Source organism: Bacteroides sp. 2_2_4 (assembly GCF_000157055.1).
In the GTDB taxonomy this organism is placed as follows: domain Bacteria; phylum Bacteroidota; class Bacteroidia; order Bacteroidales; family Bacteroidaceae; genus Bacteroides; species Bacteroides ovatus.
Genome location: NZ_EQ973363.1, coordinates 53,144 through 68,403, shown reverse-complemented (window position 1 = coordinate 68,403; position 15,260 = coordinate 53,144). Strand labels below are relative to the sequence as shown.

Annotated in this window: 12 protein-coding genes and 1 pseudogene; 10 read left to right on the top strand and 3 right to left on the bottom strand. The window is 42.5% G+C overall.

Annotation, left to right across the window (positions count from 1 at the left end; translation table 11 throughout):
- Positions 1-3: 3 nt before the first annotated feature.
- From BSCG_RS09220 to BSCG_RS09235, 4 genes and pseudogenes are all read left to right on the top strand, one after another.
- Positions 4-4,399 (top strand): annotated as a pseudogene (locus BSCG_RS09220) (cobaltochelatase subunit CobN).
- A gap of 6 nt (positions 4,400-4,405) precedes the next feature.
- Complete coding sequence (locus BSCG_RS09225) at positions 4,406-5,119, top strand: hypothetical protein (protein WP_004325695.1); 714 nt, start codon at positions 4,406-4,408, stop codon at positions 5,117-5,119.
- An 8-nt stretch (positions 5,120-5,127) separates the two neighbouring features.
- Positions 5,128-5,736: a MotA/TolQ/ExbB proton channel family protein gene (locus BSCG_RS09230; protein ID WP_004300150.1), complete on the top strand. Its 609-nt coding sequence runs from the start codon at positions 5,128-5,130 to the stop codon at positions 5,734-5,736.
- The gene (locus BSCG_RS09235; RefSeq protein WP_004300151.1) at positions 5,723-6,061 is read left to right on the top strand and encodes a DUF2149 domain-containing protein; all 339 of its coding nucleotides are present in this window, start codon (positions 5,723-5,725) and stop codon (positions 6,059-6,061) included. The genes BSCG_RS09230 and BSCG_RS09235 overlap by 14 nt, the downstream gene beginning before the upstream one ends.
- Before the next feature lie 583 nt (positions 6,062-6,644).
- On the opposite strand, the gene BSCG_RS09240 is transcribed toward BSCG_RS09235, so the two are convergent.
- Together BSCG_RS09240 and BSCG_RS09245 are read right to left on the bottom strand one after the other, a co-directional pair.
- Positions 6,645-7,313, bottom strand: coding sequence for a bifunctional 4-hydroxy-2-oxoglutarate aldolase/2-dehydro-3-deoxy-phosphogluconate aldolase (locus BSCG_RS09240; protein WP_004300153.1), 669 nt, complete (start codon positions 7,311-7,313; stop codon positions 6,645-6,647).
- A gap of 54 nt (positions 7,314-7,367) precedes the next feature.
- Positions 7,368-8,393 carry a sugar kinase gene (locus BSCG_RS09245; RefSeq protein ID WP_007752090.1) on the bottom strand — a complete coding sequence of 342 codons (1,026 nt, stop codon included), beginning with the start codon at positions 8,391-8,393 and terminating at the stop codon, positions 7,368-7,370.
- A gap of 253 nt (positions 8,394-8,646) precedes the next feature.
- Here BSCG_RS09245 and BSCG_RS09250 point away from each other — a divergent pair, with 253 nt between their 5' ends.
- The 6 genes from BSCG_RS09250 (at position 8,647) to BSCG_RS09275 (ending at position 14,241) form a co-directional block, all read left to right on the top strand.
- On the top strand, positions 8,647-9,711 hold the full coding sequence (locus tag BSCG_RS09250) for a LacI family DNA-binding transcriptional regulator (RefSeq protein ID WP_004303832.1): 1,065 nt from the start codon (positions 8,647-8,649) through the stop codon (positions 9,709-9,711).
- A 30-nt stretch (positions 9,712-9,741) separates the two neighbouring features.
- Positions 9,742-11,232 carry a UxaA family hydrolase gene (locus BSCG_RS09255; protein WP_004303833.1) on the top strand — a complete coding sequence of 497 codons (1,491 nt, stop codon included), beginning with the start codon at positions 9,742-9,744 and terminating at the stop codon, positions 11,230-11,232.
- Between the two features lie 232 nt (positions 11,233-11,464).
- A complete protein-coding gene (locus tag BSCG_RS09260) occupies positions 11,465-12,064 on the top strand; it encodes a hypothetical protein (RefSeq protein ID WP_008776566.1) in 600 nt (199 codons plus the stop codon).
- A complete protein-coding gene (locus BSCG_RS09265; RefSeq protein ID WP_004313179.1) occupies positions 12,065-12,361 on the top strand; it encodes a winged helix-turn-helix domain-containing protein in 297 nt (98 codons plus the stop codon).
- A gap of 26 nt (positions 12,362-12,387) precedes the next feature.
- The gene (gene creD, locus BSCG_RS09270) at positions 12,388-13,740 is read left to right on the top strand and encodes a cell envelope integrity protein CreD (RefSeq protein WP_008776565.1); all 1,353 of its coding nucleotides are present in this window, start codon (positions 12,388-12,390) and stop codon (positions 13,738-13,740) included.
- Positions 13,741-13,773: 33 nt separating this feature from the next.
- The gene (locus tag BSCG_RS09275; RefSeq protein WP_008776564.1) at positions 13,774-14,241 is read left to right on the top strand and encodes a macro domain-containing protein; all 468 of its coding nucleotides are present in this window, start codon (positions 13,774-13,776) and stop codon (positions 14,239-14,241) included.
- Between the two features lie 441 nt (positions 14,242-14,682).
- Here BSCG_RS09275 and BSCG_RS09280 read toward each other — a convergent pair whose 3' ends face one another.
- Entirely contained in the window at positions 14,683-15,207 is a 525-nt protein-coding gene (locus BSCG_RS09280; RefSeq protein WP_008776563.1) for a DinB family protein, read from the bottom strand.
- Between the last annotated feature and the right edge of the window lie 53 nt (positions 15,208-15,260).

Here is a 15,260-nt window from a genome sequence, read left to right as displayed (position 1 = left end):
GAAATGAAAAAGAAAAGTAAAATCATCTTAGGTGTATGCACCGTTGCTGCAGCTCTGATAGGGATGTCCGTATGGAATATCTGGTTCAGTCCTACAAAGATTGCTTTCATCAACTTCCAGACCATACAGCAGGGAAGTATATCGAAAGCCAACGACAATTTATCCATCAAACTCAGTGAAGTATCGCTCGACAACCTCGACCGTCTGACCGGTTACGACATGGTATTCATCAACGGAATGGGTCTGCGTATCGTCGAGGAACAACGTCAACAAATACAACAGGCTGCCGACAAAGGTATTCCTGTATATACTTCCATGGCTACCAACCCGGCCAACAACATTTGTAATCTGGACAGCGTACAACAGAATCTGATACGAGGTTATCTGACCAACGGAGGAAAGACCAACTACCGGAATATGCTGAATTATATCCGTAAAGCTATTGACGGTAAAATCTCTTCCATACCGGAAGTGGAAGACCCGGCAGAAAGACCCAGCGACATGCTCTATCACGCCGGACTCACCAACCCGGATGATGAACTGGAGTTCCTCACCGTGGCAAATTATGAGAAATTCATGAAGGACAACCGTCTTTATAAAGAAGGAGCACGTAAAATCATGATAACCGGACAAATGGCTGATGCCACCGGACTTATTGAGGCTCTTGAAAAAGAAGGTTACAATGTTTATCCGGTTCAGTCAATGACGAAATTCATGTCATTTATTGACGAAGTGCAGCCAGACGCAATCATCAACATGGCACACGGACGCATGGGAGACAAAATGGTGGATTATCTGAAAGCTAAGAATATCCTCTTGTTTGCTCCGCTCACCATCAACAGCCTGGTAGACGAATGGGAGAAAGATCCGATGGGAATGGCAGGAGGATTTATGTCACAAAGTATCGTGACTCCGGAAATCGACGGTGCCATCCGTCCTTTCGCTCTCTTTGCACAATATGAGGATGAAGAAGGATTGCGCCATTCGTATGCAGTACCCGAACGCTTGAAGACTTTCGTATCCACAATCAATAATTATTTGAATCTGAATACTAAGCCGAACAGCGAGAAGAAGGTAGCTATCTACTATTATAAAGGTCCGGGGCAAAATGCATTGACCGCTGCCGGTATGGAGGTGGTTCCTTCCCTATACAATCTTCTGGTCCGCATGAAACAGGAAGGATACAACATATCCGGTCTGCCTGCAAATGCTGAAAAACTGGGTAAAATGATACAGGCTCAAGGCGCTGTGTTCAACTCTTACGCAGAGGGAGCCTTTAATGACTTTATGCAAAAAGGACATCCCGAACTTATCACCAAAGATCAATATGAAAGTTGGGTGAAAGAGTCACTCCGCCCTGAAAAATATCAGGAAGTGGTGGATGCTTTCGGCGAATTCCCCGGCAACTATATGGCGACTAACGACGGTAAATTGGGTATTGCCCGTCTGCAATTCGGGAATGTAGTCTTAATGCCACAAAATGCTGCCGGAAGCGGGGACAACTCCTTCCAAGTGATTCATGGCACTAATATGGCTCCTCCTCATACTTATATTGCTTCCTATCTATGGATGCAACATGGTTTCAAGGCTGACGCACTGATCCATTTCGGTACACATGGAAGTCTTGAATTTACTCCCAGAAAACAAGTGGCATTGTGCAGCAACGACTGGCCGGATCGCCTGGTTGGAGCAGTTCCGCACTTCTATATCTACTCTATTGGTAATGTTGGTGAAGGAATGATGGCTAAACGCCGTTCGTATGCCACCATACAGTCGTACCTCACTCCTCCTTTCCTTGAAAGCAGTGTGCGTGGTATTTATCGGGAGCTGATGGAAAAAATCAAGATTTACAATAACTCTCACAAAGAGAATAAAGATCAGGAATCATTAGCTGTCAAAACGCTGACTGTGAAAATGGGAATTCACCGTGATTTAGGTTTGGACAGCATTGCCAACAAACCATATACGGAAGATGAAATCGCCCGTGTAGAAAACTTCGCAGAAGAACTGGCTACCGAGAAAATCACCGGACAACTCTACACAATGGGAGTTCCTTATGAAGCGGAACGGATCACTTCTTCCGTCTATGCAATGGCTACAGAACCTATCGCATACAGCCTGCTGGCTCTTGACAAGCAACGTGGTAAAGCGACAGATGCCGTTAGCAAGCACCGCAGCCTCTTTACACAACAGTACTTGACTCCTGCTCGCCATCTGGTAGAAAAGTTGCTCGCTAATCCTGCACTGGCCACAGATGAACTAATTTGTCGTACAGCCGGTATCACCGCACAGGAACTAGCCAAGGCTCGTCAAATAGAGGCAGACCGCAATGCTCCGAAAGGTATGATGGCAATGATGATGGCTGCATCGGCAAAGAGTGAACAATCCGACGAAAAGAAAGCAGGTAAAGGACATCCGGCATCTGTCTCCAAAGAGGGTTCTCCTCATGGTCAAATGCCCGAAAGCATGAAAGAGGCCATGAAGAAAATGGGCGCCAACATGGATCCTGAAAAAGCAATGGAAATGGCTAAGTCTATGGGAGCAAGTCCGGAAGCATTGAAGAAAATGGAAGCCGGAATGAAAGCTAATAAAGAAAAAGCTGCCGGATCTTCTGACAAACAGGGAAACAGTGGAAAGCAAGAAAAGCCTCAAGGTATGGCTGCCATGATGGCCGCTATGGGAAAAGCTCCGAAAGAATACAGTAAAGAAGAAATCGAACTGGCACTTGCCATCGCTGAAGTAGAGCGTACAATCAAGAATGTAGGCAACTACAAGAACGCACTTCTGACAAGTCCCGAAGAAGAGTTAAGCAGTCTGATGAATGCATTGAAAGGTGGATACACCGCTCCTACTCCCGGAGGTGATCCGATTGCTAATCCGAATGCTTTACCAACCGGACGTAATATGTATGCTATCAATGCCGAAGCAACTCCTACAGAATCCGCTTGGGAAAAAGGTATCGCTTTAGCCAAACAAACGATTGATACTTACAAGCAACGTCACAATGATTCAATCCCACGTAAAGTGAGTTATACTCTCTGGTCTTCCGAATTTATAGAAACCGGTGGGGCTACTATTGCTCAAGTACTGTATATGCTGGGAGTAGAACCTGTTCGTGACGCATTCGGTCGTGTCAGTGATCTAAAACTGATTCCTTCAGCCGAACTGGGACGTCCACGTATCGACGTAGTAGTTCAGACTTCCGGACAACTCCGTGATATCGCCGCTTCCCGCCTCTTCCTGATTAACCGTGCAGTAGAAATGGCTGCGGCAGCGAAAGACGACAAGTTTGAAAATCAGGTAGCTGCCAGTGTGGTAGAAGCTGAAAGAGTGTTGACCGAAAAAGGTGTCAGTCCGAAAGATGCCCGCGAAATGGCTTCTTTCCGAGTATTCGGAGGTGCTAATGGCATGTATGGTACAGGAATTCAAGGAATGGTGGAATCCGGCGACCGCTGGGAAAGTGAATCGGAAATTGCAGATACTTACCTCAACAATATGGGAGCCTTCTACGGTGACGAAAAACACTGGGAAGTCTTTCAGAAATTTGCCTTTGAAGCAGCATTGAACAGTACTGATGTTGTCGTTCAGCCCCGCCAAAGTAACACTTGGGGAGCATTGAGCCTCGACCACGTATATGAATTCATGGGAGGTATGAATCTTGCCGTACGCAATGTTACCGGTAAAGACCCGGACGCTTATCTTAGCGACTACCGGAACCGCAACAACATGAAAATGCAGGAACTTAAAGAAGCAGTCGGTGTAGAAAGCCGTACAACGATTCTGAATCCTACCTATATCAAAGAGAAAATGAAAGGCGGTGCTTCTGCAGCAAGCGAAGTTGCCCAGACTGTAACCAATACGTATGGCTGGAACGTGATGAAACCTGCCGCTATCGACAAGGAACTTTGGGATAATATATATGATGTATATGTCAAAGACGAATACAAACTGAATGTAAAAGACTTCTTTGAAAAACAGAATCCCGCAGCTTTACAGGAAGTGACTGCCGTTATGATGGAAACTGCCCGCAAAGGATATTGGAAAGCTTCTCCGGAACAACTCTCCAATATTGCCAAACTGCATACAGACCTTGTCAGACAATTCGGTCCTTCGGGCGAGCGGATTTACCGGAGACAATGCCAAATTACAGCAGTTCATCGCCTCTCAAGTAGATGCGCAAACCGCAGCCAACTACAACAAGGAACTGAAACAAATGAAACAAGCCACCCTGGACGGAGAAGCGACCAAAGGAGGCATGGTATTGAAGAAACAATCGAGCGATGCCGTACAAGGGGCACAGGAAGAACAAAATTCTTTGAATGGAGGCCTTATCGCAGGTATTGTTCTGGTAGCATTTGTTGTCATGTTGCTAATACTTAAAAAGAAACGGAAAAAGTAATGTAATATGGAGTTAATTATTCACATATTAATGCTGTTTATCGTGATTAACTGCAGTTTCAAACTCAGTTTCTGGAAACTTTGGCAAACCGTAATATACAGCCTGATAGCCGGTCTTTTTGTAGCCGGCACCTGGCAGTATGCTATTCTCCAGTCAAAGACACAGATTGCTGATTATCTGCAGAACACGGAAGCATTGCAAAACATGGCTATTATCATAACGCTTGAGTCAGCACTCTGCTTCGGCTATTGCGTGGCTTTCCTGCGCGGACTTTATGGTAAGAAGAATTTATGGTGGGCGGAATTACTTCGCTGGTATCCCAGCTTGTTGCTCTTCCCCGTATTATTCTACTATCTCACAGAAGCTATCTTCCGGTTACCTGGCGTAGACTTTTCAGTGACAGCCTGGTCATTTGCAGGGATAGTGGTTATCGCCATCCCATTATTAAGCCGGCTGATGAAGTATCTTGTACCCGAAGACGATCTCCGGTTGGAAGTTCATTTCCTTGTCAGCTTATTCATCTGTATCCTCGGACTACTGACCACTGTCAATGGGAAAACGACCTATGCCGCCACCGAAGAGGCGCTCAACTGGAAAGCGATTATCTTGTCCATCGGTCTGTTCGTTATCCTGTTTCTCATTGGATTTGCCTGGAACAAGCTGAAATGGCCTTTATTACAACGTAAAGAATTAAAAAAAAGAAGTAAAATCAATCAATAAAATATTATATGGAACTCATCTCTAAACTTTTATTCTGGGTAGCGAACAGTTTACTTATACCCGATATCATTATTTTGCTGTGCCTGTTCGTTCGTTCACTTATTTTGATCGGAGGCACCTACAACATGTACATGACCAAACGTAAAAATGACAAAGCACTGGACCAACTCATTAAAGATGCACGGATAGACGATCTGAAAGCAGCTTTACCCGACAAAGACAATTCACTATATATGGGTTATCTCCGCGATCTGCTCTACCATCCGGCCAGTGCAGATTACTCTGACTTCCTGATAACAAAATTCGAGAATGAAGCAGAGAAAGATGTGTCTCTTTCTAAAATGCTGGCTAAGATAGGTCCGGTTCTCGGATTGATAGGAACATTGATTTCCATGAGTCCGGCACTTGTGGGACTTTCTACAGGAGATATCTCCGGAATGGCATATAATATGCAGGTAGTATTTGCAACGACTGTTGTAGGTTTGGTTATTAGTGCTGTGGGACTGATATCCATGCAGTTCAAACAACGTTGGTATGCCAAAGATGTCAACAACCTCGATTATGTATCAAGAGTATTAAACGAAACAACCGGAGAGTCCAATAATGAAAAGAAATAGAAGAGTCAGCAAATTCCTCAAAGAAGAGGATACCGACCCGCTAAGTGTAGTAGTAAACTTGTTCGACGTAGCGATGGTATTTGCCGTGGCATTGATGGTAGCAATGGTGATGCACATGAATATGACGGAAGTTTTCGGACAGGAAGATTTCACCATCGTGAAGAATCCTGGTAAAGAAAATATGGAAATCATCTCCAAGGAAGGAAAGAAAATCAACACTTACAAGCCTTCCGGTCAGAAAGAGGAGGATTCAGGGAAAAGAGGAAGAAAAGTAGGGATAGCCTACGAACTGGATAACGGTGAGATTATTTATGTTCCGGAATAACCATTAAAAGTATATTTCCTACCAATAATCAATAGTATCGGGCAGGACAATCCTATTCAGGCATTGTCTGCCCTTTATTTCTTTCATTTTACATTGATAACTATCAGAACAAAACATGGTTTCTTCTTTATCAAAACCCGACAAAAGACACACACATTATCGCAGAAATCTACTAATCATCTGCCTGTTATTAGGTATCGTTCTCATTACTTTCTGCTTTTTGCTTTGCCAGCACGACAGTCAGGATATGGACTGCGATTGCTTAAGATGCCTGTTAAGTGCTCCTCCCCAGGAGGGAGAGTATCTCTACAACCGTTATCTGCTCCTCATCAGTGTTCTCTGCTTCTTGTTAATATTCCTGCCCATTTATATATTCGAACATCGACAACATATAAAAAGGAAATAAAAAAACAAGCCACCGAAATGAGTCACTCATTCCGATGGCCTATCCCCTTTAAACACCTTTAAACAAAATGAAAATATGCCTCATATACTAACTAAACTAACTAACCCTCAAGGCATATTTTAAAAGAGACTGTCGCATCAACCTCTTTTTATTATAGATAGCTTTCGCTCTCTAATCTTATTTACGAGCTTCAGCAATATAGCCGAGAGCTTCTTCACATTTTGCAGTTACATAAGCCCAGTCTTCTGCTGCTACCTTATCTTTCGGGAACAGTTTAGAGCCCATACCTACGCAGAATACACCGGCTTTAATCCATGCAGTCAGGTTTTCCTTAGTAGGTTCTACCCCACCTGTTACCATCAGCTTAGACCATGGCATCGGAGCCATCAAACCTTTCACGAAGTTAGTTCCGTAAACATCACCCGGGAATACTTTGCAAAGATCGCAACCTACTTCCTGCGCAAAACCAACTTCTGACACAGAACCACATCCCGGAGTATAAGCTACCGAGCGACGGTTACATACCTTAGCAATTTCAGGGTTGAACAACGGACCTACCACGAAGTTAGCACCCAGTTGCAGGTACATAGCAGCAGTAGCCGGATCAACGATAGAACCGATACCGATTGCCATTTCAGGGCATTCTTTTGCTGCGAATTTAACGATTTCAGCAAATACTTCCTGTGCAAAGTCACCACGGTTTGTGAATTCGAAAGCACGAACACCACCGTCATAACAAGCCTTTACTACTTTCTTTGCAACTTCTGCATCTTTGTGATAGAATACAGGAACCATTCCTGTAGAGCCGATCTTATTCAATACGGCTATTTTATCGAATTTTGCCATCTTATTATTTACTATTTAAATGAATTGATTTTCTTTACTTTTCAACTCTCCAAATTATCTCTGTACGCGACCGCTTGCGTCACCACCAGCCAATGCTTCTACTTCTTCTACAGAAACAAGGTTGAAGTCACCATTGATAGTATGTTTCAATGCAGATGCAGCAACAGCGAATTCAAGAGCAGCACCCTGATTAGGTTTAGTCATCAAACCATGGATAATACCGCCGGAGAAAGAGTCACCACCACCTACACGGTCGATAATCGGATCGATATCATAACGTTTTGAAGTATAGAATTCTTCTCCGTTGTAGATCATAGCTTTCCAACCGTTGTGAGTAGCAGAGAAAGATTCGCGCAAAGTAGAAACTACATATTTGAATCCGAATTCTTTCATCATTTGCTGGAAGATACCCTTGTAGCCTTCAGCATCTGTGTGGCCAGCCTCAACGTCAGCATCCGGTTTGAAGCCCAAGCAAAGTTCTGCATCTTCTTCGTTACCGATACATACGTCTACAAACTGCATCAACGGTTTCATGATAGACTGTGCTTTTTCTTTCGTCCACAGTTTCTTACGGAAGTTCAAGTCAACAGAAACAGTTACGCCGTGACGTTTTGCAGCTTCACAAGCCAGACGAGTCAACTCGGCAGCCTTGTCAGAAATAGCCGGAGTGATACCAGACCAGTGGAACCAGTCAGCACCTTCCATGATAGCATCAAAGTCGAAATCAGCAGCGTCAGCTTCAGCAATTGCAGAATGAGCACGGTCATAAATAACTTTGCTAGGACGCATAGAAGCACCTGTTTCCAAGTAGTAGATACCTACACGGTCGCCACCACGGGCAATAAAGTCTGTCTTTACGCCATATTTACGCAATGCGTTAACAGCAGACTGTCCAATTTCGTGTTTCGGTAATTTAGTTACGAAATAGGCGTCATGTCCGTAGTTGGCACAGCTCACTGCAACGTTAGCTTCTCCACCACCATATACTACATCAAAAGAGTCAGATTGAACAAAACGAGTATTACCCGGAGTTGATAATCTAAGCATGATTTCGCCTAATGTAACGACTTTCTTTCCCATAATCTTATGTTTTAAATTCTAAGTTATTAATATTATGAACTTTCAATTTATCATTTCATCCCTATTTTAGGGGTTAACACGCTGATAATATGTCTATTAATCCATAAAAAGACTAACGCCACATACCTTTCGTGTGCGGGCACAAAGATACAACAATTTTCGTAATTACAAAAATTGTTATATATTTGTATCGAAAATATTAAGATTATTATTGTGTGCGAGCACAAAAACCTATATAAATAAAGGTTATCGTATGAATAAATTGCCCGAAAGGATCAGAATCAAAGACATCGCCCGTCTGGCAGATGTATCAGTGGGAACAGTAGACCGCGTTATTCATGGACGTAGCGGAGTGTCGGAAGCCAGCAAGAAACGCGTAGAAGAAATTCTGAAGCAGCTTGACTACCAGCCCAACATGTACGCCAGCGCTTTGGCTTCTAATAAGAAGTATACGTTTATCTGTCTGCTGCCGGAGCATCTGGAAGGCGAATACTGGACAGCGGTAGAAACCGGTATCCACGAAGCTATTGCCACCTATTCGGATTTCAATACTTCGGTGAAAATCAACTATTACGATCCGTACGACTACCATTCATTCGAGAATGCCAGCGAAGCCATTCTGGCTTTACAGCCGGACGGAGTGATGGTAGCTCCTACCGCTCCGCAATATACGAAAGGTTTCACCGATCAGTTGCAGGCATTGGATATACCTTATATATATATAGATTCCAATATCAAAGACGTTCCTCCTCTCGCCTTCTTCGGTCAGAACTCACGCCAAAGCGGATATTTTGCTGCCAGAATGATGATGTTACTGGCACGGGATGAAAAGGAAATCGTTATTTTCCGCAAAATACATGAAGGAATTGTGGGTTCTAACCAGCAAGAGAACAGAGAAATCGGTTTCAGGCAGTACATGAAAGAACATCATCCGTCTTGTACTATACTGGAGCTCGACTTGCATGCCGAACGCAACGACGAAGACAATGAGATGCTGGATGAATTCTTCCGTACCTACCCGACAGTGAAGAACGGAATCACATTCAACTCTAAAGCCTATATCGTCGGCGAATACCTGCAAAGTCGCGGAAAGAAAGATTTCAATCTGATAGGTTATGACCTTCTGGAACGGAATGTCACCTGCCTGAAAGAAGGAAGCATCTCTTTCCTCATTGCCCAGCAACCGGAACTGCAAGGCGCCAATGGCATCAAAGCTCTTTGCGATCACCTTATTTTCAAGAAAGAAGTGACCTGCATCAACTATATGCCCATCGACTTGTTAACGGTAGAAACAATAGACTATTACCATAGCAAATAACAACAAAGTACAACTTTACAAGTACATTACATGGAAACAAAGTATTTAAGAATTAATCCTGCCGACAACGTTGCCGTTGCCATTGTTAACCTCCCGGCAGGAGAGCATCTTTCTGTAGATGGCATTGAAATTACATTGAACGAAGACATTCCTGCCGGACATAAATTCGCATTGAAGAATTTTGCTGAAGGCGAAAATGTAATCAAGTACGGTTATCCTATCGGACATGCACGAATGGCAAAGAAACAGGGTGACTGGATGAACGAAACGAACATCAAAACCAACCTCGCCGGATTGTTGGATTACACTTACAACCCGATTCAGGTTTCTTTGGATATTCCTCATAAAGATCTTACATTCAAAGGTTATCGTCGCAAAAACGGTGATGTAGGGGTAAGAAACGAAATATGGATTATCCCGACAGTAGGTTGCGTAAACGGTATCATCGGTCAACTGGCTGAAGGACTGCGTCGCGAAACCGAAGGTAAGGGAGTGGATGCCATTGTCGCTTTCCCACACAACTACGGTTGCTCACAACTTGGTGACGACCACGAAAATACGAAAAAGATTCTTCGTGACATGGTGCTTCACCCCAATGCAGGCGCTGTATTGGTAGTAGGCTTGGGATGCGAAAATAACCAGCCGGACGTGTTCCGTGAGTTTCTGGGCGAGTTTGATGAAGACCGCGTGAAGTTCATGGTTACTCAAAAGGTAGGTGACGAGTATGAAGAAGGAATGGAAATCCTACGTGATTTATATGCAAAGGCTTCTAAAGACGAACGCACCGATGTTCCTTTGTCCGAACTGCGTGTGGGATTGAAATGCGGTGGTTCCGATGGTTTCTCCGGCATTACGGCAAACCCGCTATTGGGTATGTTCTCCGATTTCCTGATTGCACAGGGAGGTACAAGCGTATTGACCGAAGTACCGGAAATGTTCGGTGCAGAAACCATCCTGATGAACCGTTGCAAAAACGAGGAACTGTTTGAACAGACCGTCCATCTGATTAATGACTTCAAAGAATACTTCCTGTCACACGGAGAGCCTGTCGGTGAAAATCCTTCTCCGGGAAACAAAGCCGGCGGTATCTCTACCCTGGAAGAAAAAGCACTGGGATGTACCCAAAAGTGCGGAAAGAGCTATGTATCCGGCGTGATGCCTTACGGTGAACGTTTACAGAAAAAAGGTCTTAATCTGCTTTCTGCTCCGGGCAATGACCTGGTTGCAGCCACCACCCTTGCTGCAAGCGGATGTCACATGGTACTTTTCACCACCGGACGTGGTACTCCTTTCGGTACTTTTGTTCCAACCATGAAGATTTCCACCAACTCGACGCTGGCTAAAAACAAACCGGGATGGATTGACTTCAATGCTGGTGTAATTGTAGAAAACGAACCAATGGAAAAGACTTGTGAACGCTTCATTGATTATATTATCAAAGTAGCAAGCGGTGAATTCGTAAACAACGAAAAGAAAGGCTATCGCGAAATTGCTATCTTTAAAACAGGCGTAACCTTGTAAATTATTTTTTTGATACAGTAACTTATACGAAGTTAAAAGACACATCGTTAACACCATAGAATTGCTATCCCCTACTCAACAAGAAGTTGAACGGGACAGCAATTCTTTTTTTGTATAATACCATATCAAAGCCTCATCATACCATTGAACTCTTTATTATCAAAATATTCAAGCAAAAAGTTTGTTCATCTGAAATCTTTTATTTTACTTTGCATTACAAAGTACTTTTTATATGAATAAAAATAAAGCATTAGAATCGGTAAATGAGATAAAAGAGTTGATGGAAAAGTCTTCAAAGTTTATCTCTCTAAGTGGTCTCGCTGCAATCATGGCGGGCATTTACGCATTAGTTGGCGCATATATCGCCACACAAGTTATTACACCGGGCACTCATTTAATGGTTGCCCTTGAATTAATGGCTATAATAGCCTCGCTCGTATTGGTAGCCGCTGCGGTCACTGCCTGCATCCTGTCCTATTACAAATCCAAGAAGACAGGGCAAAAATTTTTCAGCCGCCTCACATACCGGGCATTGTGGAATTTCTCTCTTCCGATGCTGACCGGAGGTGTTTTATGTATTTCCATCCTTATGCACGAGTATTATGACATTCTGGCTTCTGTCATGCTTCTATTTTACGGGCTGGCACTAGTCAACGTTTCCAAGTTTACTTATTCCAGCATCGTATGGTTAGGCTATGCCTTCATCTGTTTGGGCGTCGTAGACTGTTTTTGGGAAGGTCATTCATTATTGTTTTGGACCATCGGTTTCGGCGGTTTCCATATCCTCTATGGTATATTGTTCTATTTACACTACGAAAGAAAGAGATCATAAATGATAGAAGCATTCCAATATATTAATAAAGCATTCGAAAGCAAGGTCCGACTGGGCATCATGGCTATTCTGATGGTAAATGAGGAAGCTGATTTCAATTTTCTGAAAGAACAGCTCTCTCTGACCGACGGCAATCTTGCCAGCCATACCCGTGCCCTGGAAGAACTGGGATATATCGTATGCAACAAAAGTTTTGTCGGACGAAAACCACGGACTGTTTTTCAGGCAACCCCGCAAGGCAGAGAAGCTTTCAAATCGCATATTGAAGCCTTAGAGAAATTTCTAAAATCAAAATAAATAATTCATCAAAACACTACTGGCTTATGGACGCTTTCAATGAAAATTTAAATGAGCAACAGGCGCAGCAACCTATGGGATGCCTCCACCGTTTCTCCAAAACAATCAAGGTTGTCATCATCGGATTATTAATCCTTCTCCTGATGATACCCATGTTTATGATTGAGAATCTTATTTCCGAACGGGGACGAACCCAGGAAGAAGCTATCGACGAGGTAAGCGAAAAATGGAGTCTTGCACAGACCATCACTGGCCCTTACCTGAATCTCCAGTATCCGGTTGTCACTGAAAACAACGGTGAGAAGAAGGTTTCCATCAAAGACCTGATACTTTTTCCTGACGAGCTTATGGTCAACGGACAACTGAAGACTGAAATCCTGAAAAGAAGTATCTATGAGGTCAATGTATATCAATCGGAACTAACATTGAAAGGGTCATTCAGTTCGGAAGAATTGAAAAAGAGCAGAATAGACATGGACCAGTTGCAGTTTGATAGGGCAGCTATTTGCTTGAACCTGACCGACATGCGGGGTATCAGCGAACAAATCAGCATCACCTTGGGAGATTCTGTTTATATATTCGAACCGGGTATGGACAACAGAGGAATAGCTAACACCGGAGTTCATGCGATCGCTAATTTGTGGGAGTTGAAGCTGAACAAAAAACTGCCATACGAAATAAAAATCAAACTGAAAGGTTCACAGTCACTCAACTTTATTCCATTGGGTAAAACAACCCGTGTAGATCTAAAAGCTAACTGGAATACACCTAGCTTTACCGGAAACTATCTGCCTAACAACCGGAATATTACGGAGAAGGAATTTTCTGCGCAATGGCAAGTTTTAAACTTGAACCGGAATTACTCACAGGTGATGGTTGACTTCAACACCTCAAATATCAAGGATATTGAGAGTTCCAGTTTCGGTGTGAACTTCAAAATTCCGGTGGAACAATACCAGCAGTCCATGCGCTCCGCAAAGTATGCCATTCTGATTATCCTACTGACTTTCGGAGTTATCTTCTTCACTGAAATCATGAACAATACCCGCATTCATGCCTTGCAGTATTTATTGGTAGGACTGGCTCTCTGTCTATTCTACAGCCTGCTCCTCTCCTTCTCCGAACACGTCGGTTTCAACCCGGCCTATTTGTTATCTTCTGCACTGACTATTATACTGGTAGGCGGATATATGTTCGGAATCACCAAGAAAAAGAAACCGTCATTAATCATGTCCGGTTTGTTGACTATACTCTATATTTACATCTTTGTGCTTATCCAACTGGAGACTTTCGCATTATTGGCAGGCAGCTTAGGGCTGTTTATCATTCTGGCAATAGTGATGTATTTTTCAAAGAAAATAGACTGGTTTAATGAATAAGATTCTATTTTTCAAGCTGTCAATTAGAAAACTATGGATATAATATATATTAAAGGAGATGCTACATCTCCTATCTCACCGGGTAATAAAATCATCACTCACATCTGCAATGATATTGGAGGATGGGGAAAAGGATTCGTATTGGCACTTTCCAAAAAATGGAAAGTTACCGAAGAAGCTTACCGCCAATGGTATAAATCCCAAGAAGAATTCTCCTTAGGAGATGTACAGTTCGTCCACGTGGCAGATGATATATATGTCGCCAATATGATAGGACAGCAGGGTATCTACAAAAATACAAATGGATTACCTCCTATCCGCTATGAAGCAGTCCGACAATGTTTAAAAAAAGTAGCCTTGTTTGCAATGGAACAGAAGGCAAGTATACATATGCCACGAATTGGTTGTGGATTGGCTGGCGGGAAATGGGAGGTTATCGAACAAATTATCAAAGAAGAATTAATTGATAAAGAAATAGCTGTAACCGTATATGATTTATGAATAAATCCAGAGTTACTCAATAAACAAGAGGCTTTCTTCTGAAACACTTGACAAATGGCTTTTTATTTTGTATCTTTGAGGAAACAAAAGCAATAAGAGGAATGAAAAATATAAGAAAAATAGAGACATAAACAGCCTTTAAACTGATACATTTCAGTATTAGTACAGATATATCATAGGGCAATGATCTAACGATCATTGCCCTATTTTGTTTATATTTTTACTTAATTCATTCTATCGAATCTCTAAAAACGATCAAAATAGTTTTTAATAAACTCTGATACCGTTTATAATAAACTATCAAAAAGTTTATTATAAACAGAAAGTACATTTATTAAGAGCGCAGTCCTTAATTGTAAAAATTGAGAAACACGTTTGCATACAATAGCAGGTCATTAATAAGTCTATTTATTTACACAGTAATAGAAATGGACATAATCATTATTTCATCCAAACGATTGGATAACCTAAATCTCTTTTGATAGCTTCCATTTCTGCACTATGCCACATTTCATGTTTAAAGCTCCACGACAATGCTTCATATTTAGTTTCCGCAACAGGATGTTTAAACGGGAGAGGCTGCAAGCACTCTGCCAAAACATCATCATTCAGAGTTTCCAGATTCTCGATACAGATTTGATGAACAATTTCCGTTTGTTCTCTCAATTCAGCAACTGGAATCAAGTCCTTTTCTATGGAACGATGCAATGTTCCCATACCATTGAATATTCTATTATATTTTGGGATAGGAGGCACTAACCGCCCCACCTTTTCGTTCACTCCGGTAACAGCTGTCAGTGTATGGAAATTCTGTGAAACAAGCAGATGTCCCACTTGCCAAATAAAGTTAGAATCTGTTCCTTCAGGAATAACATACCACAAATCTTCCGGCAATTCAGACATCAAACGATTCACAAATGTGCGAGCTTCTATAATCTGCTCCTTTAAAAAGTCAATTTTACTCATAACTATATGTTTTTTAATTATACATATAGTTAGTGGAAAAGCAAATGAGCTTT